This is a genomic window from Streptomyces cathayae, assembly GCF_029760955.1.
Taxonomy (GTDB): domain Bacteria; phylum Actinomycetota; class Actinomycetes; order Streptomycetales; family Streptomycetaceae; genus Streptomyces; species Streptomyces cathayae.
The window spans coordinates 5,340,708-5,364,733 of record NZ_CP121682.1 but is presented as its reverse complement, the minus strand read 5'-3'; the positions used below and the strand labels follow the sequence as shown (position 1 = coordinate 5,364,733).

Annotated in this window: 20 protein-coding genes, 1 tRNA gene and 1 pseudogene; 2 read left to right on the top strand and 20 right to left on the bottom strand. The window is 71.3% G+C overall.

Annotated features, from left to right (window positions below; genetic code table 11):
* Nucleotides 1–182 precede the first annotated feature (182 nt).
* The 6 genes from PYS65_RS24425 to PYS65_RS24400 form a co-directional block, all read right to left on the bottom strand.
* Nucleotides 183–255, bottom strand: a tRNA-Ala gene (locus tag PYS65_RS24425).
* A 137-nt stretch (nt 256–392) separates the two neighbouring features.
* The gene (locus PYS65_RS24420; protein ID WP_279336083.1) at nt 393–1,067 is read right to left on the bottom strand and encodes a histidine phosphatase family protein; all 675 of its coding nucleotides are present in this window, start codon (nt 1,065–1,067) and stop codon (nt 393–395) included.
* Complete coding sequence (rsfS, locus tag PYS65_RS24415; RefSeq protein WP_279336082.1) at nt 1,058–1,516, bottom strand: ribosome silencing factor; 459 nt, start codon at nt 1,514–1,516, stop codon at nt 1,058–1,060. The genes PYS65_RS24420 and rsfS overlap by 10 nt, the downstream gene beginning before the upstream one ends.
* Nucleotides 1,517–1,633: 117 nt before the next feature.
* Nucleotides 1,634–3,475, bottom strand: coding sequence for an LCP family protein (locus PYS65_RS24410; RefSeq protein ID WP_279336081.1), 1,842 nt, complete (start codon nt 3,473–3,475; stop codon nt 1,634–1,636).
* Nucleotides 3,476–3,491: 16 nt separating this feature from the next.
* Complete coding sequence (nadD, locus tag PYS65_RS24405) at nt 3,492–4,262, bottom strand: nicotinate-nucleotide adenylyltransferase (RefSeq protein ID WP_279336080.1); 771 nt, start codon at nt 4,260–4,262, stop codon at nt 3,492–3,494.
* A 106-nt stretch (nt 4,263–4,368) separates the two neighbouring features.
* Nucleotides 4,369–4,533 carry a hypothetical protein gene (locus tag PYS65_RS24400; protein WP_279336079.1) on the bottom strand — a complete coding sequence of 55 codons (165 nt, stop codon included), beginning with the start codon at nt 4,531–4,533 and terminating at the stop codon, nt 4,369–4,371.
* A 368-nt stretch (nt 4,534–4,901) separates the two neighbouring features.
* Here PYS65_RS24400 and PYS65_RS24395 point away from each other — a divergent pair, with 368 nt between their 5' ends.
* Nucleotides 4,902–6,035 (top strand): M48 family metallopeptidase, encoded by a 1,134-nt coding sequence (locus tag PYS65_RS24395; RefSeq protein WP_279336078.1) that lies wholly within the window; start codon nt 4,902–4,904, stop codon nt 6,033–6,035.
* A gap of 62 nt (nt 6,036–6,097) precedes the next feature.
* Here the strand turns inward: PYS65_RS24395 and PYS65_RS24390 are convergent, their stop codons facing one another.
* The 5 genes from PYS65_RS24390 to proB form a co-directional block, all read right to left on the bottom strand.
* Entirely contained in the window at nt 6,098–7,168 is a 1,071-nt protein-coding gene (locus PYS65_RS24390; protein WP_279336077.1) for an SCO2583 family membrane protein, read from the bottom strand.
* 87 nt (nt 7,169–7,255) lie between these two features.
* Entirely contained in the window at nt 7,256–7,864 is a 609-nt protein-coding gene (locus PYS65_RS24385; protein WP_443294693.1) for an SCO2584 family spore wall biosynthesis protein, read from the bottom strand.
* Nucleotides 7,865–7,940: 76 nt separating this feature from the next.
* The gene (locus PYS65_RS24380; protein ID WP_279336075.1) at nt 7,941–9,227 is read right to left on the bottom strand and encodes a glutamate-5-semialdehyde dehydrogenase; all 1,287 of its coding nucleotides are present in this window, start codon (nt 9,225–9,227) and stop codon (nt 7,941–7,943) included.
* Nucleotides 9,228–9,391: 164 nt separating this feature from the next.
* Entirely contained in the window at nt 9,392–9,880 is a 489-nt protein-coding gene (locus tag PYS65_RS24375; RefSeq protein WP_387041311.1) for a hypothetical protein, read from the bottom strand.
* Between the two features lie 112 nt (nt 9,881–9,992).
* Entirely contained in the window at nt 9,993–11,099 is a 1,107-nt protein-coding gene (gene proB / locus PYS65_RS24370) for a glutamate 5-kinase (protein WP_279338055.1), read from the bottom strand.
* Between the two features lie 695 nt (nt 11,100–11,794).
* On the opposite strand from proB, the gene PYS65_RS24365 reads away from it, so the two are divergent.
* Nucleotides 11,795–13,918, top strand: a complete 2,124-nt coding sequence (locus PYS65_RS24365; RefSeq protein ID WP_279336072.1) for a hypothetical protein — start codon at nt 11,795–11,797, stop codon at nt 13,916–13,918.
* Between the two features lie 5 nt (nt 13,919–13,923).
* On the opposite strand, the gene PYS65_RS24360 is transcribed toward PYS65_RS24365, so the two are convergent.
* The 9 genes and pseudogenes from PYS65_RS24360 to rplU form a co-directional block, all read right to left on the bottom strand.
* The gene (locus PYS65_RS24360) at nt 13,924–15,450 is read right to left on the bottom strand and encodes a glycosyltransferase family 2 protein (protein ID WP_279336071.1); all 1,527 of its coding nucleotides are present in this window, start codon (nt 15,448–15,450) and stop codon (nt 13,924–13,926) included.
* Between the two features lie 192 nt (nt 15,451–15,642).
* Complete coding sequence (locus PYS65_RS24355) at nt 15,643–17,721, bottom strand: hypothetical protein (protein ID WP_279338054.1); 2,079 nt, start codon at nt 17,719–17,721, stop codon at nt 15,643–15,645.
* A gap of 192 nt (nt 17,722–17,913) precedes the next feature.
* Nucleotides 17,914–19,410: a D-ribitol-5-phosphate cytidylyltransferase gene (locus PYS65_RS24350; RefSeq protein ID WP_279336070.1), complete on the bottom strand. Its 1,497-nt coding sequence runs from the start codon at nt 19,408–19,410 to the stop codon at nt 17,914–17,916.
* 441 nt (nt 19,411–19,851) lie between these two features.
* Nucleotides 19,852–19,977 carry a hypothetical protein gene (locus PYS65_RS24345; RefSeq protein WP_279338171.1) on the bottom strand — a complete coding sequence of 42 codons (126 nt, stop codon included), beginning with the start codon at nt 19,975–19,977 and terminating at the stop codon, nt 19,852–19,854.
* 56 nt (nt 19,978–20,033) lie between these two features.
* The gene (locus PYS65_RS24340) at nt 20,034–21,269 is read right to left on the bottom strand and encodes an RNA-guided endonuclease InsQ/TnpB family protein (RefSeq protein WP_279336069.1); all 1,236 of its coding nucleotides are present in this window, start codon (nt 21,267–21,269) and stop codon (nt 20,034–20,036) included.
* A gap of 152 nt (nt 21,270–21,421) precedes the next feature.
* A pseudogene (locus PYS65_RS24335) lies at nt 21,422–21,637 on the bottom strand (PhoD-like phosphatase N-terminal domain-containing protein); the annotation flags it as partial.
* 80 nt (nt 21,638–21,717) lie between these two features.
* Nucleotides 21,718–23,154 (bottom strand): GTPase ObgE, encoded by a 1,437-nt coding sequence (obgE, locus tag PYS65_RS24330; RefSeq protein WP_279336068.1) that lies wholly within the window; start codon nt 23,152–23,154, stop codon nt 21,718–21,720.
* A gap of 117 nt (nt 23,155–23,271) precedes the next feature.
* Nucleotides 23,272–23,526 (bottom strand): 50S ribosomal protein L27, encoded by a 255-nt coding sequence (rpmA, locus tag PYS65_RS24325; RefSeq protein WP_279336067.1) that lies wholly within the window; start codon nt 23,524–23,526, stop codon nt 23,272–23,274.
* Nucleotides 23,527–23,540: 14 nt separating this feature from the next.
* A complete protein-coding gene (gene rplU / locus PYS65_RS24320) occupies nt 23,541–23,861 on the bottom strand; it encodes a 50S ribosomal protein L21 (RefSeq protein ID WP_003976204.1) in 321 nt (106 codons plus the stop codon).
* Nucleotides 23,862–24,026: the final 165 nt, after the last annotated feature.

Sequence of the window (24,026 nt, the reverse complement as noted above, 5' to 3'; positions counted from 1 at the left end):
CGGGGCCGGTGCGGTCAGCGACGCCCGGGTACCGTTCAAGACACGGATCGGCGCCTCATGGATGTATACGCCCGTCGGCCCCGGACCGCTCAACCAGGAACAACGAAAAAACCCGCCCTCGTACGGAGGACGGGATCTTCGTCGGGTGAAGTACTGGATCTCTCGATCCGGCACCCCATCTGTGGAGCTAAGGAGAATTGAACTCCTGACCTCCTGCATGCCATGCAGGCGCTCTACCAACTGAGCTATAGCCCCGGGTGTTCTTCCCGCTCGGCGGGCGAACAAGAAGAACTTTAGCCTGCGACCTGCCGGAAAGCGAAATCCGGCGCCCGGCCGATCGTCCGTCGGCCGTCCGTCAGTCGTCGGCCGTCCGTCGTCCGGTCGGTCGTCCGTCAGTCGTCGTCGCCGAGCACCGGCTCCGGCAGGGTGCCGGCGTTGTGCTCCAGCAGCCGCCAGCCGCGGGCTCCCTCGCCGAGGACCGACCAGCAGCAGTTGGTGAGCCCGCCGAGGCCCTCCCAGTTGCGCGGGTCCAGCCCGAGCAGCCGGCCGATGGTGGTGCGGATCGTGCCGCCGTGGCTGACCACCACGAGCGTGCCGTCGTCCGGGAGCTTCTCGGTGTGCCGGAGCACCACCGGAGCGGCGCGGTCGGCGACCTCGGTCTCCAGTTCGCCGCCGCCCCTGCGCACCGGCTCGCCGCGCTTCCAGGCGGTGTACTCGTCGCCGTACCTGGCGATGATCTCGTCGTGCGTCAGGCCCTGCCAGACGCCCGCGTAGGTCTCCCGCAGGGCCTCGTCGTACACCGGCTCCAGACCGGTGAGCGCGGTGAGTTCCGCGGCGGTGCGCGCGGCCCGCTTCAGGTCGGAGGCGATGATCGCGTCCGGTGCGAGGCTCGCGAGGAGGCGCGCGGCCCGGCGGGCCTGGGCGACACCGGTCTCGGTGAGCTCCACGTCGGTGCTGCCCTGGAAGCGGCGCTCCACGTTCCAGGAGGTCTGGCCGTGGCGCCACAGGATGATGCGGCGGCCCCGGCGGCCGGACCCGGACACCTCACCGGAGGCACTCACCTCCACTCACCACCCGGCTCCGCGGCCTGTGCGGCGGCCTCCGCGGCCTCCAGCTGCCGGGCGTGCTCCTTGGCCTTGCCGCGGGTCGCCACGGCGTCCGCGGGCAGCTCCAGCTCGGGGCAGTCCTTCCACAGCCTCTCCAGGGCGTAGAAGACCCGCTCCTCGCTGTGCTGGACGTGGACGACGATGTCGACGTAGTCGAGCAGGACCCAGCGGGCCTCGCGGTCGCCCTCGCGGCGGACCGGCTTGGCGCCGAGCTCCTTGCTGAGCCGCTCCTCGATCTCGTCGACGATCGACTTGACCTGGCGGTCGTTGGGCGCGGAGGCCAGCAGGAAGGCGTCGGTGATGGACAGCACGTCACTGACGTCGTAGGCGACGATGTCGTGCGCGAGCTTGTCGGCGGCCGCCTGGGCGGCGGCGGTGACGAGCTCGATGGAACGGTCGGTTGCGGTCACTACAAGGCTTTCGCTCGGAGGTCGGTTGCCTCCAAGGGTCTCACGGACCGCCGGGCACGCCCCACGCGTTTCGGGGCACGCCCGGCCGGTGGGGCCGCCGGCGGCGGCCCCACCCGGTCAGCTGCCGGGCTCGTAGTCCTGGCCGAGGAGCACCGAGACCCTGGCGTTCCCGGAGACCTCGCCCTTGCTGACGGAGGAGGCGGGCAGTCCCAGGGTCTTGGCGACCTCCCCGGCGTTCTCCTTGTCGGCGGCGTCGGCGTAGACGACCTCGGAGGTCGCCTCCGCGGTGGCCGTGCCGGCCTTCAGGAAGGTGAAGCCGCCGTTGAGGAGCACCACGCGTGCCTTCTCGGCGTTGTCTTCCACACCGGTGGCGTCGCGCACCGAGACGCTGACCGCGGCGTCCTTGTCGGGGCTCTTCACCGTGCCGCCGAGCACCTCCTTGACCACGCTGTCGCTCGTCTCGGCGGTGAGCGTGCCGTCCTCCTGCACGGGCAGCAGCGCGGTTTCGTGGTCGCCGCCCTTGGCGAGGTCGGCCAGCCGGGCGAGGAAGGAGCCGAGGTCCTTGTCGGTCAGGGGCGGCTCGATGATCTGCCCCAGGGTCTGGACGGTGGTCGTCGCGGCGTCCGCGTCGGAGGTCATCTTCCGCAGCACCCCCTGCATGACCTGCCCGAACCGCGCCAACTGGGCGTCCTGCGCCTCGCCGGAGCCGCGGTGGGTGGCGTAGGCGACGGCCATCTTGCCGGAGAGGGTCTGGCTCTTCCCCTTCTTGACGAGGGGCGCCTCGCCCTTCTTCTTGGCGCCCGGGTCCGGCACGTCGGCGTCGGTGTCGATGTCGATGTTGCCGACCAGGTCGACGAGGTTCTGCAGATAGGGCGTGTCCAGCCGCCAGGTGCCCTCGATGTCGGTGCCGAGGACCGTGTCGAGCGCGGTCCGGGTCCCGCCGGAGCCGTCGTCCTCGACCGACTTGGCGAGCGTGGTGGTGGTGCCGTCCTCGGCGGCGAGGGCCAGGGAGTTGGGCAGCAGGACGGTGGTGCCCTGCTGGGTGGTGGTGTTGTCGACGAGCAGCGCGGTGGCGGTGTCGCCGCCCTTGGTGTCGTGCAGGTGGACGACGAGGACGTCCCGTTTCTGGGCGCCCGCGGCCGTCGTGGTGCCGGTGTCGGCGTCGGAGCCGGTGCCGGGCAGTTTCCCGGCGTACCAGAGGTAGCCGACGCCGCCGGTCGCGACCAGCGCGAGGACCACGACGAGGGCGACGATCCGGCTGCGTGCGCGGCGCTTGGCCTCCTCGCGGCGCTCGGTGCGGTTCTCGGTGAACTTCAGCCAGTCGATGACGTCCTCGGAGTCACCGTCCGGTTCCTCGACGAAGGCGAACTGCTCGGTGCGGTAGTCCTGTTCGGGTGCCTCGGAGTCGGCGGGGAGGTCGGCGGGGCCGGTCTGGCCGTCGGTGCGGCCGTCGGTCCGACCGGTCTCGTCGTCGGCAGGGCCGGGCTGGTGCGGGATGTACGCGGTCTGCTCGGCGGTCCGGGGCTGTCGGCCGGTGCCGCCGTACGCGGTCTGCCCGGAGGAGTCCCCGTAGGGGTCGTACGACGGTGCCGTCCCGCCGCTCTGCGGGGTGCCGTAGGGGTCGTACGCGTCGTAGGTGCCGGGAGTGCCGGGGGCGGGGGTGTCCTGGGCCCCGTAGGGGTCGTACGGCGGCTGGGGCTGCTGCGGGCCGCCCGTGGCGTACGGGTCGTAGCCGTAGCCCTGCTGCCCCTGGCCGTCCCCGTACTGGCCCTGGTGCTGCTGGTACTGGTTCTGGTTCTGGTCCTGGTTCCCCTGCTGCCCGTACGGGTCGTACGGCTGCCGCGGGGCCTGCTGGGCCTGGTCATGGCGGTAGACGGGCTGTCCGTACTCGTCGTAGCCGACGAGCCCGTACGGGTCGTCCCCGCCGTCGCCGTGTCCCGCCTCGTATCGGTCGTTCACCGGTGCCCCTCTCGGCTCACTCGCCGCGGTACAGCTCGCGCTTGGCGATGTAGCGCACGACCCCGTCCGGCACCAGGTACCAGACGGGATCCCCCTTGCCGACTCTCACCCGGCAGTCCGTCGAGGAAATGGCCAGAGCGGGGACCTCGACGAGGGACACGCCCCCCTCGGGCAGACCCGCGTCGGTCAGATGGTGGCCGGGCCTGGTGACGCCGATGAAGTGTGCCAGGGAGAACAGTTCCTCGCTGTCCCGCCAGGTGAGGATCTGGGCGAGGGCGTCGGCGCCGGTGATGAAGAACAGATCCGTGTCGGGATTGAGCGCGCGCAGGTCGCGCAGGGTGTCCACGGTGTAGGTGGGCCCGCCGCGGTCGATGTCGATACGGCTCACCGAGAACTGCGGGTTCTCGACGGTCGCGACGACCGTCATCAGATAGCGGTCCTCCGCCGCGGAGACCACCCGGTGGCTCTTCTGCCACGGCTGCCCGGTGGGGACGAAGACCACCTCGTCGAGGTGGAACCGCGCGGCGACCTCGCTGGCCGCCACCAGGTGCCCGTGGTGGATCGGGTCGAAGGTGCCACCCATGACACCGAGCCGGCGCTTGCCCGGCTGCACTCTGCCACCGCCCGTGCCGCCGCCCCGGCGCGGCGCCGGACGGTGCTCGGCGCCGCTCGCCGGTCGCGCGGCCGTGCCTTCGGCCCCGGACCCGGTCGTGACCTCGGTGGTCGCCTCGGTCGACTCCCCGCCCGCGTCCATCGCCGGACCGACAGGCATGTCCTGCTCTTCCATGCGTGCAGACCCTACCGGCCCAACATGGCGGCCCCGACGGCCAGGTGTGTCCTCCGGCCGGCCCCGGACGGCCCGGGGCCGGTCCGGTGGCTCATGCCGGGGGGGTTCAGCGGTCGCGGTTGAAGCGGGTGGTGATCCACAGCAGGACCAGCAGGGCGGCCAGGACACAGCCGCCGACGAAGTAGGGGTTGAGGCTCTCGTGGTTGCCACTGTTCGCTCCGCCCTCGGCGGCGAGGGTGACCAACTGGGCAGCGGCGCTGGGGAAGCTCATCTTCGGCAGTACCTATCGCGTGTGGGCGGGATAAAGACTTCGGCTCATCGTAAGCGGGCACCTTCTCGACGATCACCCCGACTCCGCCGTTGCGGGCCCGGCTGCCTTCCCCGCCGCTCCCCGGCCGGGCGCCGGGGCCTCCACGGCGGACATCCCGCCGGGCACCCCGGCAGGCAACCATCCCGCTGCCCGGGCCGTCCTTGTCGGGGAGCCGCACGGCTCGCATCCGGTCTGCCGGTCCACGCCGTCTCCGCCTAGGCTGGGCTTCGCCCCGGGGCGGGCAGCGGGTGCGGCAGGGACCGCACGGAGGACCGGCAAGGGACCGCCAAGGGGACCTCGAAGGTCACACAGACGCACATGGGGGACACATGTCCGACGGCCATCAGCACAACGGGCACGAGAACGTGCCGAGCAGGAAGCGCAGGCGCTTCCCCGGAATCTCCTCGCGTGCGTACGAACACCCCGCCGACCGCTCCGCCCTGGTGGCGCTGCGCAAGCTGACCGGTTTCGACACGGTCTTCAAGGCACTGAGCGGCCTGCTGCCCGAGCGCAGCCTGCGGCTGCTCTTCCTGTCCGACTCGGTGCGCGTCTCGGACCGGCAGTTCGCGCATCTCAACGTCATGCTGCGGGACGCCTGCTACATCCTGGACCTGGAGAAGGTCCCGCCGATGTACGTGAACCAGGACCCGACGCCGAACGCGATGTGCATCGGTCTGGACGAGCCGATCATCGTGGTCACCACGGGACTGGTCGAGCTGCTCGACGAGGAGGAGATGCGGGCCGTCGTCGGGCACGAGGTCGGGCACGCGCTGTCCGGGCACTCGGTCTACCGGACCGTCCTGCTGTTCCTGACGTCCCTCGCGGTGCGGGTGGCCTGGATTCCGCTGGGCAGTGTCGCGATCATGGCGATCGTGACGGCGCTGCGCGAGTGGTTCCGCAAGTCGGAGCTGTCCGCGGACCGTGCGGGGCTGCTGGTCGGCCAGGACCTCCAGGCCTCGATGCGCGGCCTGATGAAGATCGCCGGTGGCAACCATCTGCACGAGATGAACGTCGACGCGTTCCTGGAGCAGGCCGAGGAGTACGACGCCGGGGGCGATCTGCGCGACTCCGTGCTGAAGATCCTCAACGTGCTGCCCCGCTCCCACCCGTTCACCACCGTGCGGGCGGCCGAGCTGAAGAAGTGGGCGGAGTCCCGCGACTACCAGCGGCTCATGGACGGCCACTACCCGCGCCGCGACGAGGACAAGGACGCCTCGGTGCGGGACTCCTGGCGCGAGTCGGCGAGCAGCTACGCCGGTGACGTGAAGAACTCCAAGGATCCGCTGATGAAGCTGGTCAGCGACATCGCGGGCGGCGCCGGTGATCTGGGCGGCCGGGTCCGCCGCGGCTTCGGCGGCTTCACGTCGTCGGGGTCATCAGGGGCATCAGGGTCGAAGCCCTCGCCGGACTCCGGCCCGGACTCCGGTTCCGGGGACGACCGCCCGCCGCGCGACGGCACCTGAGGCACGCCTGAGGCACAGGAGCCACGGCGGGGGCGGCCACACGGCCACCGGGGGCGCGGTCGTCACAACCTGGGCTGTGCCCCCGCCGCCAGCGAGCCGCACAGGGCCGCGGTGCCGCCCGCGGCGTAGGGGTCGGTGCCGGCGGGGCCGCCCTGCTCGGCCGTGGCGCCCGCCAGCAGGGGGCGCAGCCGGCCCGCCGAGTCCTCCGCGCAGGACAGCGGGCCGGCCTGGACGTACGAGACGGCGAGCTGCGCCTGGTGCAGGCGCAGGTCCTCGCGGTCGAAGCGGAAGTGCAGCTCGCGCCGGACCGTGAACAGCGACGCCTCCGCGCCCTTCTCCGCACCGGTCGGCCGCAGCGCGTACACGGAGGTGTGGTCCGCGGTGACCTCGAGGGTGGAGGGGTCGGCCTCGGCTGCCTGCAGGGTGCCCTGGACGCGGATCCTGTGGTCGGCCAGCTCCGCGCGGGAGGGGTCGAAGCGGACGAGCCATCCGGTGGGCGCGTGCCGCCCGTCGGCGGCCGGCCGGGTGAGGCTCTGGTCGAACTGCTCCTGCTGGTCGGCGTCGAGCAGGACGCGTACCGAGCGGGTCTCCCCGCCGGTGAGCACCGCGGGATCGAGCGCGGACCGGACCACGTAGTCCTTCGCGGTGAGCAGCGCGGCCACGACCTGCCCGTCCGAGAAGTGCGCGGTGTGCCGGGACGCCGGGAGCGGCACTCCCTCGGCACCGACGCGGAACTGTGCCGCCGGACTCCTGGCGTACAGCTGTTCGACGCTGGTGGTGCCGGGCACCCTGCCCTCGGGCTCGAGCGGGAGCACGGTCATGCGCAGGGGTTCGACCGCCTCCCCGGCGGTGGCCGCCCGGTAGGGGTGCTGTACGCCCATGTAGATCGCGGTGCCGAAGGCCAGGGCGATCAGCACCACGAGCACCAGCACCTGCCGGGACAGGCCCCGGCGGCGCCGCGGACGGCGGCGTACCGCGGGAGCGTGGTCGGTGATGCGCTCCTCGGCGGAGAACTCCTGGAGGCGGGCAGCACGGACGAAGGACTCGTCGAAGACGACGGACCGGTACTCGTCCTCGCCGCCCGAGGGGGCACCCTCAGGAGTCCCTCCAGGGGGGTCCGCTGGCCCTGCCATATCTTCAGAGTAGGTCGCGGGGAGCTCCCGTAAACGCCCTGCCGCACGACAAGTTGTGACAGGTTCCCACCAGGTCCGGCCCCGCTGTCAGGGGCCGGGCGGGATCACCGGGACGGTCGGCCGGGAGAAGTCGGCGGAGGCGGACGGCGTCACGCCGCCGCCCTGCTCCGGGCCGGTCGAGGCGGGCGTCGGGGCCGGGTCCTGACGCGGGGAGGAGGCCCCCCGGTAGACGGCCGAGAAGGCGAGCGCGACCATCCCGATGCCCATCACGAGGGCGAGCACCCAGGCGACCGGGCGGTGCCAGCGGACCTGCCTGCCGTACGGCCCCGGGGAGCCGTACCCGTCCTCCAGCACCTCGGGATCGTCGGAGTCGTCGTCCACGTCGTCGAAGGCGCCACCGCGGCGGCGGCCGTATCCGCCGTACCCGTCACGCCCGCCGTACCCGTCGCCGTATCCGTCCTCGTACCGCTCGCTCTTCGGGCGGGTACGGCGGGCCTCGGCCTCGGACGCCTCGGCTCTGGCCCGGGCGGCCGCCAGGAGGCGTTCGACGGCGGTCGGCTCGTGGACCACGGCCGCACCGATGAACGCCTCGTCGAAGACCACGGAGTCGAACGCGTCGTCCGACACTCCGCGGTCGTGGTCGTCGTCGGGCTCCCCGCCGTCAGGGAACGGCATGCCCCCCACGTCCTCCGGCACATCTCCAGAGTAGACCTGAGGGGTCATTTTGGGCAGACGGTACGGAAATTCATCCGCCTGCCCGAGCGGCCGTGGTTCAGCGGCGGACGTGTCCGTCGCCGGTCACGATGTACTTGGTGCTGGTCAGCTCCGGCAGGCCCATCGGCCCCCGGGCGTGCAGCTTCTGCGTGGAGATGCCGATCTCCGCACCGAAGCCGAACTGCCCCCCGTCGGTGAACCGGGTGGAGGCGTTGACGGCGACGGTGGTGGAATCCACCAACTGGGTGAACCGCCGGGCGGCCTGCTGCGAGGTGGTGACGATGGCCTCGGTGTGGCCGGAGGTCCACAGCCGGATGTGCTCCACAGCCCGGTCCAGGGAGTCGACGACCGCCACGGCGATGTCGTGGGAGAGGTACTCGGTCTCCCAGTCCTCCGTGGTGGCCTCCACCACGGTCGCCTTGGAATCCTCGGCGTACGCCATCACCCGCTCGTCGGCGTGCACGGTGACCCCGGCGTCGGCCAGGGCGTCCAGGGCGCGCGGCAGGAACGCGGGGGCGATGTCCTGGTGGACCAGGAGGGTCTCGGCGGCGTTGCAGACGCCGACCCGCTGGGCCTTGGAGTTGACCAGGATCTCCACGGCGGTGTCGATGTCGGCGCGGGCGTCGACGTAGACGTGGCAGTTGCCGGTGCCGGTCTCGATGACCGGGACGATCGACTCCTGGACGATCGTGTTGATCAGGGAGGCGCCGCCACGCGGGATGAGCACGTCGACCAGGCCGCGGGCGCGCATCAGCTCGCGCACGCTCTCCCGGCTCTCGCCGGGCACCAGCTGCACGGCGTCGGCGGGCAGCCCGGCGCCGTGCACCGCGTCGCGCAGCACCCGCACCAGCGCGGTGTTCGACCGGTACGCGGAGGACGAGCCGCGCAGCAGGACCGCGTTGCCGGACTTCAGGCACAGGGCGGCGGCGTCGACCGTGACGTTGGGGCGGCCCTCGTAGACGATCCCGACGACGCCGAGCGGCACCCGGACCTGCCGCAGGTCGATGCCGTTGGGCAGGGTGGAGCCGCGGACGACCTCGCCGACCGGGTCGGGCAGCGCGGCCACGTCCCGTACGTCGGAGGCGATCGCGCGCACCCGCTCCGGGGTGAGGGTGAGCCGGTCGATCATGCCCTCGCCGATGCCCGCCTCGCGCGCCCTGGCCACGTCCTGGGCGTTGGCCTCGACGATCTCGCTCGCCCGGACCTCCAGCGCGTCCGCGATGGCGAGCAGTGCGTCGTCCTTGGCGGCACGCGGCAGCGGAGCGAGGGTGGCGGCGGCGCCCTTGGCCCGGTAGGCGGCCTGGTTGACCGGGGACATCGAGTCATAAGGCGAAAGCGTGGTCATGGGGGGAAGGATAGTGCGGCCGGAGGGAACCGGGGGCGGGGCAGCCGCCCCCTTCGCGCCTGAACCGGCGGCGCTCTCGCGGACGCGGTGACGCGCCGTAGGGGTTGCTCGATCGACGGTTGCGGTGCGTGGTCGCCATCAGTGGGTGCGGTGCGTGATCCGGTTCAGAACGGGTGCACGCCCACCGGGGTCGCCGGGGCCGGGCCGTGGCCCGCGGCGATGCGCTGGTGGTAGGTGGCCCGGTCGATGACCTCCAGGCCGACGATCTCCCAGGGCGGCAGGCCCGCGGTCTGCCGGTGCTCGCCCCACAGCCGCAGCGCCACGGCGGCCGCGTCGTGCAGGTCCCGGGCCTCCTCCCAGTAGCGGATCTCCGCGTGGTCGTCGGCGTACCGGCTGGTCAGCAGGAAGGGGTGGTCGTGGGCGAGCTGCTCCAGGGCGCGGCGGACCTCGGCGACCGGGGCCCGGCTGCCGGAGACGCTGAGGGTGACGTGCCACAGGCGGGGCAGGTCCCGGTGCTCGCCGCCCTGGAACCGGTCCCCGGCCGCGACGCTGGTCAGGGCGCGCTCCTCACCGGCCGTCCGGGAGCCGGCACCACCGCGGGACGCCGTCGTCCCAGGGCGTCCTCGTCTCACGACGGCCTCCTTCACGCACAGGCCGGCTCTCGGGCCGGGCGGATGTGTCCCTGGAGGAAAGTTGAGCAGGCCGCCGGGCGTCATGGGGCGGTTTTGCGGAACGTCCACCGCGCGGGGCGGACGATCCGGGACATTACGGGTGCAGGACCACCAGATCGTCCCTGTGTACGACCTCGCGCTCGTACCCGGGTCCGAGATCGCGGGCGAGATCGTGGGTGGAACGGCCGATCAGCCGGGGGATCTCCTTGGCGTCGAAGTTGACCAGGCCGCGGGCCACCGGCCGCCCCGCGCGGTCCCGCAGCTCGACCGGGTCGCCCGCGCTGAACTCGCCCTCGACGCCCGCGATGCCGGCCGGCAGCAGCGACTTGCGGCGCTCCACGACCGCGCGCACCGCGCCGTCGTCGAGGGTGAGCGCGCCCTGCGGGGTGGACGCGTGCTGGAGCCAGAGCAGCCGGTCGGCGGAGCGCCGGCCGGTGGGGTGGAAGTACGTTCCGGTGTCCGCGCCGGCGAGGGCGTCGCCCGCGTGGACGGCGCTGGTCAGCACGACCGGGACGCCCGCGGCGGCGGCGATCCGGGCGGCCTCCACCTTGGTGACCATGCCGCCGGTGCCGACACCGGCCTTCCCCGCGCTGCCGATGTCCACGTGGGCGAGGTCCTGGGGGCCCCGCACCTCGGCGATCCGCGAGGTGCCGGGCCGCGCGGGGTCGCCGTCGTACACGCCGTCCACGTCGGACAGCAGGACGAGCAGATCGGCGTGGACCAGGTGGGCGACGAGGGCGGCGAGGCGGTCGTTGTCGCCGAAGCGGATCTCGTCGGTGGCGACGGTGTCGTTCTCGTTGACGACCGGGAAGGCGCCCATCGCGAACAGCTTGTCGAGGGTGCGGGAGGCGTTGCGGTGGTGGGCGCGGCGGCTCATGTCGTCGGAGGTCAGCAGCACCTGGCCGACGCGGACGCCGTAGCGGGCGAAGGAGGCCGTGTAGCGGGCCACCAGCAGGCCCTGGCCGACGCTGGCCGCGGCCTGCTGGCGGGCCAGGTCCCTGGGACGGCGGGTCAGGCCCAGCGGGGCGAGGCCGGCGGCGATGGCACCGGAGGAGACGAGGACCAGTTCGCGCTCCCCGCCGGAGCGCACCTTGGCGAGCACGTCGACGAGTGCGTCGACCCGGTCGGCGTCCAGGCCTCCCGCCGCGGTGGTCAGCGAGGAGGATCCGATCTTGACGACGATCCTGCGGGCCTCGCCCACGGCCTGCCTTGCCCGTGCCACTTTCGCCGCCCGTCCCCTTCACATCGGATTCGCGTCGACCACCGGTTCACATCGATCGATCGCTCACCAGGAATCTACGGGAAGGGAACGGGGCGGCGCGCCACCGTTTCACGCTGTGAACCGCACCGCGGGTCGTGTCCGGGCTCCTCGGCCGGCGGGGGAGGACCCACCGGCCGGCGATGCTCGAGCCGGTGCGGAGCAGATCACCACGGCCGGTGCCCGCTCAGGGAAACGACATCCGGGTCCCCTGCGATTCGGGAAGTCGGGAAGTCGGGGAGTCACGACAACACATCGCAGCAGAAAGGGAGCCCGAGCCGAAAACCGCCGCCCCTGACCGACCAGCCGGACCTGACACCGATCGGCGACGGAGGATGACCTCACGTCAAGGCCGCACACGTGTACATCGATTCCACGCGGCCCGCCCGTGTTCACTCATCGCCCACGGTCCGAGCGGTCGGCCGGGATATCGTCCCCGGCCGGACCGAAATGAGATCAGCGCGCAGGTCACCCCGGCCTATTGGAAGGGTACGCCCGCATTTCCCCCGACCGACGGGAGCGGCAACGGGACATAACAGTTCACGGCCGGAACGGCAGGCGGACACGCCCGTGTCGCCCACAGGTCGGTGCACGTTAATCTCCACACGTCCTCGTGTGACGACTTTGGAGTGTCCGCAGTGCACGTACCTCTCCCCCACCGATGGTTCACGGCAGGGCTTCCTCACCGACAGGCCGCGCTGAGGGTCCTCGTCGCCACCACTCTGCTGGCAGCCACCGCGGCGCAGGCCGCCGGAGCCCTGCTCCCGAGCGCCCCGCTGCTGCTCGGCGCGACCGCCGCGTCCCTGGCGGTCGAGGGTGCCCTGTACCGGTGGCAGCCCGGCTTGCTGTCGATGCTCGCCAAGGCGCACGCGGACATCACCGTCCGCCATGTGCTGCGGGACCTGCTGCTGGTGGTGGGCCTGCTGCAACTCGCCGGGCAGGGCGGGGAGCCGCGGTACGCGTGGCTCGTCGTCGGCCTGCTCGCCTTCTACGCGCTGCACTGCGCGATCCAGGCGGTCTCCGTGCTGGTCCGCCGCACCCGCACGCTGCCCGTGGTGACCCGGAACATCGACGCCTCGGCCCTGCGCCTGACCCGCGCCCCGGCCACGCTGCTGCGCCACCCCGGCCGTCGGCTGCTGCTCCTCGGCCTGCCCGCGACGGCCGGCCTGGCCGCGACGGCGGTGACCCGGACCTCCCTGCCCGCGGTGGCCGGGATCGCGTTGTCGCTGGTGCTCGCGGCGGCGGGCCTGGGCGCACTGCTGCTGCGCCTGCTGCCCTCCCGGCGGCCGGCGGGCGAACAGGAGGTAATCGACTGGTTCGACGCCTGGCTGGAGGACTACCGGCCCACGGTCGGCCTGTACTTCTCCGGCGGGGCCTCCTCCGCCTACCAGGCGAACATGTGGCTGGAGACGATGAGCAGGCTCGAGGGTCGACCGGTGATCATCCTGCGTGAGCGGTTCATGGTGGCGAAGATCGCGGCGACCGACATCCCGGTCGTGTGCCTGCCGAAGGTGGCCACCCTGATGCGGCTCGAGCAGTCCTCGCTGCGGGTCCTCATCCACCCGTCGAACTCCGGCAAGACCTCGCAGGTGCTGCGCATCCCCACGATCAAGCACGCCTTCGTCAACCACGGCGAGAGCGACAAGCTGTCGTCCTGCAACCCGTACGCGAAGGCCTACGACGAGGTGTGGGTGGCCGGTCCCGAGGCGCGCGAGCGGTACGCGCGGGCCGAGGTGGGGGTCGAGGACAAGGACGTGGTGGAGATCGGCCGCCCCCAGCTGGACGCCGTGCACCCGTACGCGGGCCCGCCCACCGGTCCGTACACCACGGTGCTGTACGCGCCGACCTGGGAGGGCTGGGACGGCAACCCGGGCAACACCTCGGTGCTCGCGGCCGGGGAGAACCTCGTACGGGCGCTGCTCGCGGACCCGGGCGTACGGCTGCTGTACAAGCCGCACCCGCTGACCGGCTCGGTGGATCCGCGGGCGGGCGCCGCCGACCAGCGCATCCGGGAGCTGATCCGGGCGGCGAACCGGGAGCGGTCCGCGGGCTCCGCCCGGCCCACCCGGTCCGTCGCGGAACTGGACCGGCTCACCGCGGAGCTCGACCGGCTCACGGCGGCCGGGGTCCGTCCGGACGCCGACCAGGTCGAGCGGATGCTGGCGCAGTCCGCCCCGCCCTCGGGCCGGGCCGAAGCGGTGAGCAGGGTCACGGCGGCCTGGGAGGAGGCGTACTGGGCGTCGCTTCCGGAGGGGGAGCACCAGATCGTCATCGACGTACGGCCCGCCCTGTACGCCTGCTTCGACGTCGCCGACCTGCTGATCAGCGATGTGTCGAGCGTCATCAGCGACTTCCTGGCCAGCGGCAAGCCGTACGCGGTGGCGAACACCGGCGGGCTGTCCGAGGAGGCGTTCCGAGCGGAGTTCCCGACGGTGGCCGCGGCGACCGTACTGACCCCGGACGCGGGCGGGGTGCCGGCCCTGCTGGAGTCGGTCCGGCACCCGGAGAAGGACGAACTGGCGGATGCCCGAGCGGAGTTGAAGCTGAGGCTGCTGGGCCCCGACGAGCCGACGGCCCAGGAGCGCTGCAACGCCGCCCTGCACGCCCTGTCCACGACCGCGCTGCACCACAGGACTCGCATGTCCTCCATCCCCCAGGAGGCCCTGCTCCCCTCCCCGCGTCAGAACCCCGACACCGACCCGGGAACCGGAACCGGGGCCGAGGCCGGAGCCGACACCGGAGCCCGGGGCGGTCAGGGGTAGAGGTGTCATGCCGCCGCCGGGGTCTTCGGCTCCGGGGCGGGCCTCCCGGGCGAGGTCAGCAGGTGGCGGGCCCGGCGGGCGGCGCGGCGCAGGACGGTGGCCGTGCCGCCCTCGCGGTAGCCGGGGAAGGCGCGGGCCTCCCGGGGCGAGGCGAGGTAGACGGAGTCGGGGACGCCCGCCGCGCGGTCACGGAAGTGCGGATACACGAGGTAGACGCGTCGGCCCCGCCGCTCCAGCAGAGCCGGCGCCTGCTTCCTCTCCGCTGTGAACTTCACTGCGTCGGTGAGGAGTTCGAGCCGCTGTTCGGCCACCAGGTGCAGTCTCAGCCGTTCCTCGACCTTCAGGTGCCGGGCGACGTCCTCGCTCCAGTGGGCGTCCATCAGGGGCTTCGCCAGTTCCAGCTTGTGCCGCCGCACCCGGTCGCTGTCCTTGAGGAACCGGGGGCCGAACTGCGGGAGCAGGGTGACGGTGAAGGGCCGCAGCATGAGCCGGTCGCGCCGGGGGCCCGCGGGGACGAGGGCGGCGATCAGGTCCGCCAAGCGGCGGGCCGACTCGAAGCGCAGGGTGTGACTCCCGCTCTTGGTCACGTGCCTGCCGTCGTCGCGGCCCACCAGGTAGTAGCAGGTGTGATCGGCGATCACGGAGACGCCGTTCGCCCTGAGGTACGCCTCCATGGTGAACAGCGCGTCCTCGCCGGTGAACAGCGACTCGTCGAACCGTATGCCGTGCCGGACGAGTAACGCGCGGCGGAACAGCTTCTGCGCGCTGAGCGTGTACTTGATGGGGGAGGAGTGGACGTCCGTACGCTCCAGAGTGCGGCCCCACATGGACTTCGGGGCACCCCGGTTGACGCCTTCGACCCGGCCGAGGACCACATCGGTGCCGGCCCGGTCGGCCATGGCCACCATCCGCTGCAGGGCCTCGTGCCCGAGCCGGTCGTCGGCGTCCAGGAAGAAGACTTGACGTCCTCTCCTGCCCGAGGGCAGGAGATTCCGGTCGGTACCGCTTCGCGGTACCACCTCGGGTTCCTGTTTCACAGGCCACTGCCGACCGGCGAGGGTCGGTCTTACACGGCCTCCGCAGGCTTGACTTCCCGCCCGTCCGGCGGTAGGTCCGACAACTCCGTCGTCGGACAAGGCGATCTTAGCCATGCCGCCGCGCCCCTTCGGGCCACTACGGGCAGGATGCCCTACACCTCCACCCTGAAGGGCGGAGCACTGGGCAAGCGTTCGGTAGCGCCCGGTGGCCCGGTCCAGGCCGATGTTGCGCGGGCCGCTGGGACCGCCCGAGTTCGCCTGCCGGATCACGGTGACCGGCATGGGCGCCCGGCCCGCGAACTCCTCCAGGCACTCCCCCGTGCCGTCCGTCGAGCCGTCGTCGACCGCGATGACCTCGATGCGCTCCGGGGCGATGGTCTGCGCCTCCAGCGAGGCGAGGCACTCGACCAGATACGGCATCGCCTCGTACGCCCCGATGACCACGGTGACCTCAGGCTGCGCCACGGCCGCGTTCCCCCCCTTGCTGCGGGACATTCCCCTCGCATCTCCTCATTCGCTACTCGCTAGACGAGTGTTCGAGGAAAGGGGTTGCCTCGAACACCCCCTCAAGTGACCCATGTCACAAGAGAGTCGGGGCGGTCGTAGGCCGACGCGAAAGGCTCGGCCCCCGAGGAGCAACTCCTCGGGGGCCGAGCCTGCGTGTGCCGGACGGGTGTCCGGAGCGGGTCAGCCCGCTCCGGCACCCTCCGTCTCGCCGGTCACCGACGCCGCCCGCGCGGGCAGCGCGTCCGCCGGCTCCACGTCCGGTCCGCCGACCGCGGTCCGGGACTCCTGGCCGAGGTTGCGCGTCTCGGCCTTCCGGGCGAGTCGGCCCACCGCGGCGTTGAACTGGTCGATGGACTTCGGCTCGTCCGGGCCCAGCAGGTAGCGCTTGAGCTCGACCCGCTCCGCGGCCAGCGGATCGCTCTCCGGCTCCCGGACGGCGGCGAGCAGCTCGTCGAGTCCGGCCGCGTCGCGGGAGAGGATCACCGCGGCGCGCACCGCCGTGTTCTGCCGCTTGAACTCCTCCGCCCCCAGCCCGGCGGAGTCGGTCACCGCGTACGGCTTGCCGCTGGCGATGAAGTCGGAGACGACACTGGAGATGTCGGAGACCATCGCGTCGGAGACGTTGAAGCAGTCGTACAGGCGCGGCCGGGGGCCCGTGATGACGCGGTGCTCCCAGTCGGGGAAGGAACTCCAGTACGCGGTGTTCCATTCGGCGCGCAGCCGGGCGGTCTCCTCGTGCCGGGCCACGTCGGCCAGGCCGTCACGGCTGGCCTCGGCCTCGTCGCCGCTACCGGTGCCGACGGCCAGCTCGTCCAGCCGGGCCTCGATGCGCGCCAGCTCGGCCGCGGCCCGCTCCCGGGCCTCCGTGTCCACGGCGTGGCGGGGGTCGGCGGCGCGCTCGGCGTTGACCTCCTCGATCAGCGCGGTGATCCGCTGGTGGGCGGCCTCGGCCTGCGCGCTGCGGGTTCCGGTGAACGGGTGCGGCTTGTAGAGCACCCGGACCGCGGGGTCGGCCGCGAGCAGCCGCCTCACGATGTTCTCACCGGCCAGCAGGAGCGAGGTGTTGCCGGGGTTGTCGTCCCAGCCCTCCCAGGTGGGGGCGTACAGGACCGTCGGAGGGTGCCCGTCGGCGGTTTCGCCGCGGACGCCCTCGATGGGGGCCAGCTGGGGGCGGCCGACCTCGACGATGTCCTCGTCGCGGACGCCGACGTCGGCGATGGCGTAGCGGTCGCGGCCCGCGCGGCCCGCCGTCCACACCTCGTCGTAGACCTTGCTGTACGGGTTCACGCTGGCGATCTTGTCGCTGTCGCCGTGGCCGATGAAGACGTGCTTCATGGTGGGAACGCGCAGCAGGTGGATGTTCTTGCCGACGTTCGCCGCGTACAGCGCGACGCGCACCGTGGACAGGTCCAGGTTCATCAGGTGCACCCCTCCGGGCACGCAGATGACGGGGACCGTGGTGGAGGCCAGGTTATTCAGTATGGCCCGCTCACGTAGTATGATCATCGGACGGGTCTCCAGCTGTTCCATGGTCTCCAGCCACATGTCGACCTGGTAGGCGGAGTCCTTGGAGCCGGAGAAGTACAGCACGGTCTCCGGCCGGTAGTCGCTCAACCAGCCGTCGACCGCTTCCAGCACCTTCTCGGCGTTCGGCGGTATCCGTCGGCCCCGCACGTAGGGCATCAGGGCCAGCACGTACAGGAGGCCCAGGAGCACTGTGCTCCCGATGCCGACGAAGCCGATGGCGGCCGAGTCCAGCGCCACGGCGGCCAGTATGCCGACGATCGCCGCGAGGTCGAGGTGGAGCATCTTCTCGGCGGCGCGGTGCAGCAGTATGCGCGGCGGCGCGTCCGGGATGCGGACGCGGGAGGCCAGGTCGATGTTGCGGGTGGCCACCGGCATGCGCCGGCGGTTGCGGATCAGTGTGGTCAACGCGCCGTGGGGGGCCTGAAGACCGTAGAAGGCGATGAAGCAGGCGATCGCCCCGTAGTAGATCAGGTTGTCCGCGAGCGACAGCCGGGCCAGCAGCAGGACCAGCAGCAACTGCCGGATCAGGAAGCGGATCGACAGGCCCGCCCGCACCTTGCTGAGACGGCTGACCAGATAGCTGCCCTTGTGGTGCAGATAGTGGTCCGCCAGGTACGTCACGGCGGCTGCCGCCGCGAAGGCGGGGACGCTCGGGACGAGCGCGGCCAGCATGAGGCAGGGAAAGGCCAGCATCATGAGGACCGCCGCGGCCAGTTCGGCCGCGCTGCCCACCCGGGCGACGCGAATAGCGGTGGATATCAACGGATAAACCTGCTCTTGTGGGGGTCAGTGCCGGTTTGCGCCTGTAGATAGTGGATAAGTGTGGGTGACGGATTCAGGCCCCCGCGATACACCCACACGCGAACTGCGTGAGCGGGAGAGTCACAGAGGCCTGAATTGACGAATTTTATGTGCCGCCGATTATTACACGCCGTCCTGACGATCCAGGACCGACGCGAGTGCCTGCTCGAATCCGGTGGCACGGGCCGCGCCCGCGGTCGGGTCCTGCTGCCGTACGTCGATGACATGGCCGGTGAGCTCGGAGAGCAGCACGTCCAGGGAGGTGCGGGCGACCGCCTCGGAGGACAGCAGGCTGCCCGCGGGCTCCTGCCCGAAAGCCTTGGTGCGCATCGGCGTGGCGGTGCGCTCCGGGTTGACGCAGTTGACCCGGACACCGTCGCCGGCCCACTCGTCGGACAGGGCCTGGGTGAGGTTCACCATCGCGGCCTTGGTCGAGGAGTAGAGGCTGTACTCGGCGCGTCCGCGGGTGTAGCTGCTGGAGGTGTAGAGCAGCAGCTGTCCCTTCGTCTCGGCGAGGTACTTGTACGCGGACCGGGCGATCTGCACCGGGGCCAGGTAGTTGACCTTCAGCGCCTCCTCGATGGTGGCGTTGTCGGTCTCGGCCAGCTTCCCGATGCGCAGCACGCCGGCCGTGTTGACGACGTAGTCGATGCGGCCGGTCTCCGCGTACGCCTTGGACAGCGCGTCGTCGACCTCCTCCGGGTTCTCGACGTGGGTGCCGGTGGTGGACCGCCCGAGCGGGTACACGGTGGCGCCGTAGGACTCGGCGAGGTCGCAGATGTCCTTGCCGATGCCGTAGGAACCGCCGAAGACCACGAGGGTCCTGCCGGTGAGCAGTTCGCGGTAGGCCTCCTCGCCGATCTGCTCGGGCACCGCCGTGGAGGCGAGCTGGAACAGCTTGTCGGCGATGAAGACGTCGACGGGCTGGGTGACCTTCATGTTGTACTCGTCACCCGCGACGACGTGGATCGGCACGTCGGGCAGGTACTTGAGCACGACGGAGCAGTCGTCCGTGGCCTGGAAGTTGGGATCGCCGGCGGCGACCTCGTAGGCGTGGCGGATCGTGGACAGCTTGAAGGCCTGCGGGGTCTGGCCGCGGCGCAGCCGGGAGCGGTCCGGGATCTCGGTGATGAACTCGCCGTCGTCGCCGTGCGTCCGTGTGACGATGATGGTGTCCGCGGACGGGATGGCCACGTCGACGGCCTGGTAGCGCTCCAGGGCGCTCACGCAGTCGTCGATGACACGCTGTGACAGCAGGGGGCGGACCGCGTCGTGGAAGAGGACGTTGCGGTCCTCCCCCTCGGCCAGGCCCTCACCGAGGGCCGAGATGGCCCGCTCGGTGGTCTCGTTCCGTGTCGAGCCGCCCTCGATGACCCGGGTGACCTTCGTGAAACCGGCCTTGGCCACGATCTTCTCGACGTCGGGCACGTAGCCCGGCGCCATCAGCACGATGATGTCGTCGATCGAGTCGGCGTTCTCGAAAGTGGTCAGGGTGTGCTCGATGACTGCCTTGCCGGCGATCTTCAGCAGTTGCTTGGGGATCGACAGACCCACCCGCTGGCCGGTGCCACCGGCCAGGATCACTGCGGTGGTACGGGGCTTGGCTATGTGCTGTGACACAGGTGACCTACCTCGGGGCATCAGGGAACTGCAAAATGGTCCCACTTGTGGTTACCGCAATGCAAGGTGAGCGACCTCCAGCGCATATGTACGCGCCACCTGTCATTCACCTGTGACCCCCAGGTCGTTGACACTGGTTCCCCGAACGCCCCGGAAATCGTTGTGAGTAACTGCACAGGTCACCGGCCTGTCTCAGTGGGTGTCCTGGGCGGGCACGGCGGCGGTCCGGGGCGCGGCCGGCGGCCGCGCCCCGGACCGGGGACCGCGGAACTTCACCCTCCGGAGGAGGGACCGTGCCCTTTCTTCATACTCGGGAGCACCACAAAGGATGAAGCGCCCGACAACCCGAAATTCGGCTGGTCCGCCCGCTCTTTGCGGAGGAATTCCATATGAAGATCCGGCGGTTTCCCGGTATCGACGGAGCGGGACGGCGGCCGGCGGTCACACCAGGTGGACGCCGGGGCGGCCCGCCTCCACCCGCAGCCGGGCCAGCGTGCGTGGTGCGGCCTGCGGCCGCACCACGGTGTCCACCACCCGCACCCGTGCGTCGATGCCCTCGCGGCGCACGTCGAACAGGTGTTGACTTGCTCCTCGGGCTGAGGCCCGAGGATTCTGGCCTTCCTTCACGTTGCCGTGCCGCTACACGGCACGGTTTTCGTGGGGATTCCATGGCTTCCTGTTTCTTCACACCGCGCCAGAACGGGTTCTGGTCTTACCGGCGCTCCGCAGGCTGTCACCGCCAGTCCGGCGGCCTTGACGTTCTTCGCGGCGTTGTGATCCCGGTCGTGGACCGTGCCGCAGACCGTGCAGGTCCATTCCCGCACGTGCAGGGGCTTGGGCCCGTCCCGGTGGCCGCAGGCCGAGCACACCTGGCTGGTGGGCTCGAACCGGCCGACCTTGACGAAAGTCCGCCCATAACGCCGGGCCTTGTAGGCGAGCATGTGCACGAACTGGGACCATCCCGCGTCGTGCACACTCTTGGCCAGCCGGGTGCGCGCCAGTCCGCTCACCGCCAGGTCCTCCACCGCGACCGTTTGGTTCTCACGGATCAGCTGGGTGGACAGTTGATGGTGGAACTCGCGACGCGCGTCGGCCACCCGCGCATGCGCGCGGGCGACCTTCCGGCGGGCCTTCTCCCGGTTGCTGGAGCCCTTCTGCTTGCGGGACAGCTCCCGCTGGGCCTTCTTGAGTTTCTTCTCCGCGCGGCGCAAAAACCGCGGGGAGTCGATCTTTGTGCCGTCGGACAGCACGGCGAAGTGGACCAGGCCGAGGTCGATGCCCACGGCCCGGTCGCTCGCGGGCATCCGCGACAGGTCGGCGTCCGGGTCGGTGTCGACGACGAAGGAGGCGAAGTACCGCCCGGCCGCGTCCTTGACCACGGTGACGGAGGACGGCACGCACGGCAGGGTCCGGGACCACCTGACCCGTACCTCGCCGATCTTCGGCAGGCTCAGCCGCCCGGCAGGGGTGATCCTCCAGCGGGCGTTCGCGGTGAACCGGATCGCCTGCCGGTGGTCCTTGCGCGACTTGAACCTCGGCGCGCCCAGCCTCGGGCCCTTGCGCTCGCCTGTGAGGGAGGCGAAGAAGTTGCGGTAGGCGGCCTCCACGTCCCGCAGCGCCTGTTGCAGCACCACCGCCGAGACCTCGCCCAGCCAGTGCCGCTCAGGGGTCTTCTTCGCCTCGGTGACCAGCGTCCTGGACAGCACCCCGGCGGTGGGAAACGGCCGGTCGGCCGCCCGGGCCCGCTCCCGGGCCGCGATCGCGTCGTTGTACACCACCCGCGCACACCCGAACGCCCGGGCCAGCGCACCACGCTGACCGGGTGACGGGTCGAGGCGGAAGGCATACCGAAGCTGCATGATCCGGACGCTAGCAGCAGTCACCGACAGTCCGGGGCGGGTCGGCCGAATTCCGGCTCCGCCGGAACGATCCGGCGACGCTCCGCGCCGCAACCACCGGATTCGCTTCACCACCGGCGTGAACGCCGGCGCCCGGCGAATGAGTCCTGGGAGCCGTGCTGCCAGTTCTGGCAGGAGGCGAGCGCGACCCGCAGACTGCCGCCCGTGCTGTGCGCCGGGGGCGCGGTGCGGGTGCGACCGGTGCGCGAGAGCTGCCCTTCGGCGCGGAAGCGGTACCAGTACCGGGTGTCGGGGCGCAGGCCGCGCACGTCGACGTGGACGCTGTGCCCGTGGGCGGGCCTGGCCCAGGCGGTGCCCCGGCGAACGACGGGGCCGGTCGCCGTGATCCGTGTGGAGCGTGCCGCGGGCCCGGCACGCTCCACACGACAGGCGCTGGGGCCCGTCCGGCCTAGAACGGCTTGAAGTCGTCGTACTCCTGCTCGGACTCGTCCCGTTCGGCCTGCCGCTCGCGGCGTCGCTGGGCAGCCGGGCGGGGCGCCTCCAGGCGGTGGTCCTCGCCGCGCCGGCCGAGCATCTCCGCACCGGCGGTCAGCGTCGGCTCCCAGTCGAAGACGACCGCGTTGTCCTCGGGGCCGATGGCGACACCGTCGCCGGACCGGGCACCGGCCTTCACCAGCGCGCCTTCCACACCGACCCGGTTGAGCCGGTCGGCGAGGTAGCCGACGGCCTCGTCGTTGTTGAAGTCGGTCTGGCGGACCCAGCGTTCGGGCTTCTCGCCGCGCACCCGGAACAGCCCGTCGTCCTCGCGGGTGACGGTGAACCCGGAGTCGTCCACGGCCTTGGGCCGGATGACGATGCGGGTCGCCTCCTCCTGCGGCCTGGCGGCCCGTGCCTGGGCCACCGCCTCGGCGAGCGCGAACGACAGTTCCCGCAGCCCGAGGTGGGCGACGGCGGACACCTCGAAGACGCGGTAGCCGCGCGCCTCCAGGTCGGGCCGGACCATCTCGGCGAGGTCCTTGCCGTCCGGTACGTCGGTCTTGTTGAGGACGACGATGCGGGGACGGTCGTCGAGGCCGCCGTACTGCCGCAGCTCCTCCTCGATGATGTCGAGGTCGGAGAGGGGGTCGCGGTCCGACTCCAGCGTCGCGGTGTCCAGCACGTGCACGAGCACGCTGCACCGCTCCACGTGCCGCAGGAACTCGAGCCCCAGGCCCTTGCCCTGGCTGGCGCCCGGGATCAGCCCCGGCACGTCGGCGATGGTGTAGACGGTCGACCCGGCGGTGACCACGCCCAGGTTGGGCACGAGGGTGGTGAACGGGTAGTCGGCGATCTTGGGCTTGGCCGCGGAGAGCACGGAGATCAGCGAGGACTTCCCCGCGCTCGGATAGCCGACCAGCGCCACGTCGGCGACGGTCTTCAGCTCCAGGACGATGTCCCGCAGGTCTCCCGGCACACCGAGCAGCGCGAACCCGGGCGCCTTGCGCCGGGCGGAGGCGAGGGCGGCGTTCCCGAGCCCGCCCCGGCCACCCTGGGCGGCGACGTACGAGGTCCCGTTCCCGACCAGGTCGGCGAGCACGTTGCCCGCCTTGTCGAGGACGACGGTCCCGTCCGGCACCGGCAGGACCAGGTCCTGGCCCTCCTTGCCGCTGCGGTGGCCGCCCTCGCCGGGCTTGCCGTTGGTGGCCTTGCGGTGCGGGGAGTGGTGGTACTCGAGGAGCGTGGTCACGGACTGGTCGACGGTCAGGATGACATCGCCGCCCCGCCCGCCGTTCCCGCCGTCCGGTCCGCCCAGCGGCTTGAACTTCTCACGGTGGACGGAGGCACAGCCGTGGCCTCCGTTACCCGCGGCGACATGCAGTTCGACGCGGTCCACGAAGGTGGTCATGGGGGGTGCCTCCAGAGACAGTGCGGTGTACGTGTGTACGTGTTTCCTGGTCAACACGCGAAAGGCGGACCCACCTTCCCGCCGGGGAAGTGAGGTCCGCCTCGCGAAAGCTTCCGATCAGGCGACCGGAACGATGTTCACGACGTTGCGGCCGCGGCTGGTGCCGAACTGCACCGAACCTGCCTGCAGCGCGAACAGCGTGTCGTCGCCACCACGGCCGACGCCGGCGCCGGGGTGGAAGTGGGTGCCGCGCTGGCGGACGAGGATCTCACCCGCGTTGACGACCTGACCGCCGAAGCGCTTCACGCCGAGCCGCTGGGCATTGGAGTCGCGACCGTTCCGGGTGGACGATGCGCCCTTCTTGTGTGCCATCTCTCCTCAGTCCCTTACTTCGCAGCCGCGGGGATCTCAGTGACCTTGATCGCCGTGTACTGCTGGCGGTGGCCCTGACGACGGCGGTAGCCGGTCTTGTTCTTGTAGCGCAGAATGTCGATCTTCTGGCCCTTGTGGTGGTCCACGATCTCGGCCTGGACCTTGATGCCGGCCAGCACCCACGGGTCGCTGGTCACGGCGTCGCCGTCGACGACGAGCAGGGTCGAGAGCTCGACCGTGTCGCCGACCTTGCCCGTGGAAATCTTGTCAACCTCAACGATGTCACCGACAGCAACCTTGTGCTGGCGGCCACCGCTGCGCACGATGGCGTACACGCGGATCTCACTCTCACTCGAAGAACGGCACCCCGCAGGCCAGCCGCCCGACAGACACACGGGCAACCTCTCCCGAGCCGACCCGCGCCCGGGAGGAAGAGGTTTACGGGGATGTGGCGTCCCGATGGACACGCCGACGGTCAAGGTTACGGGGACGTGCCCCGA

What these genes read in the sequence shown, in the direction of transcription:
- nadD (WP_279336080.1), bottom strand. Translation starts at nt 4,262, where the DNA reads ATGGAAGAGCAGGACATGCCTGTCGGTCCGGCGATGGACGCGGGCGGG.
- PYS65_RS24400 (WP_279336079.1), bottom strand. Translation starts at nt 4,533, where the DNA reads ATGAGCTTCCCCAGCGCCGCTGCCCAGTTGGTCACCCTCGCCGCCGAG.
- PYS65_RS24395 (WP_279336078.1), top strand. Translation starts at nt 4,902, where the DNA reads ATGTCCGACGGCCATCAGCACAACGGGCACGAGAACGTGCCGAGCAGG.
- PYS65_RS24390 (WP_279336077.1), bottom strand. Translation starts at nt 7,168, where the DNA reads ATGGCAGGGCCAGCGGACCCCCCTGGAGGGACTCCTGAGGGTGCCCCC.
- PYS65_RS24380 (WP_279336075.1), bottom strand. Translation starts at nt 9,227, where the DNA reads ATGACCACGCTTTCGCCTTATGACTCGATGTCCCCGGTCAACCAGGCC.
- PYS65_RS24360 (WP_279336071.1), bottom strand. Translation starts at nt 15,450, where the DNA reads ATGTCCCGCAGCAAGGGGGGGAACGCGGCCGTGGCGCAGCCTGAGGTC.
- PYS65_RS24340 (WP_279336069.1), bottom strand. Translation starts at nt 21,269, where the DNA reads ATGCAGCTTCGGTATGCCTTCCGCCTCGACCCGTCACCCGGTCAGCGT.
- obgE (WP_279336068.1), bottom strand. Translation starts at nt 23,154, where the DNA reads ATGACCACCTTCGTGGACCGCGTCGAACTGCATGTCGCCGCGGGTAAC.
- rpmA (WP_279336067.1), bottom strand. Translation starts at nt 23,526, where the DNA reads ATGGCACACAAGAAGGGCGCATCGTCCACCCGGAACGGTCGCGACTCC.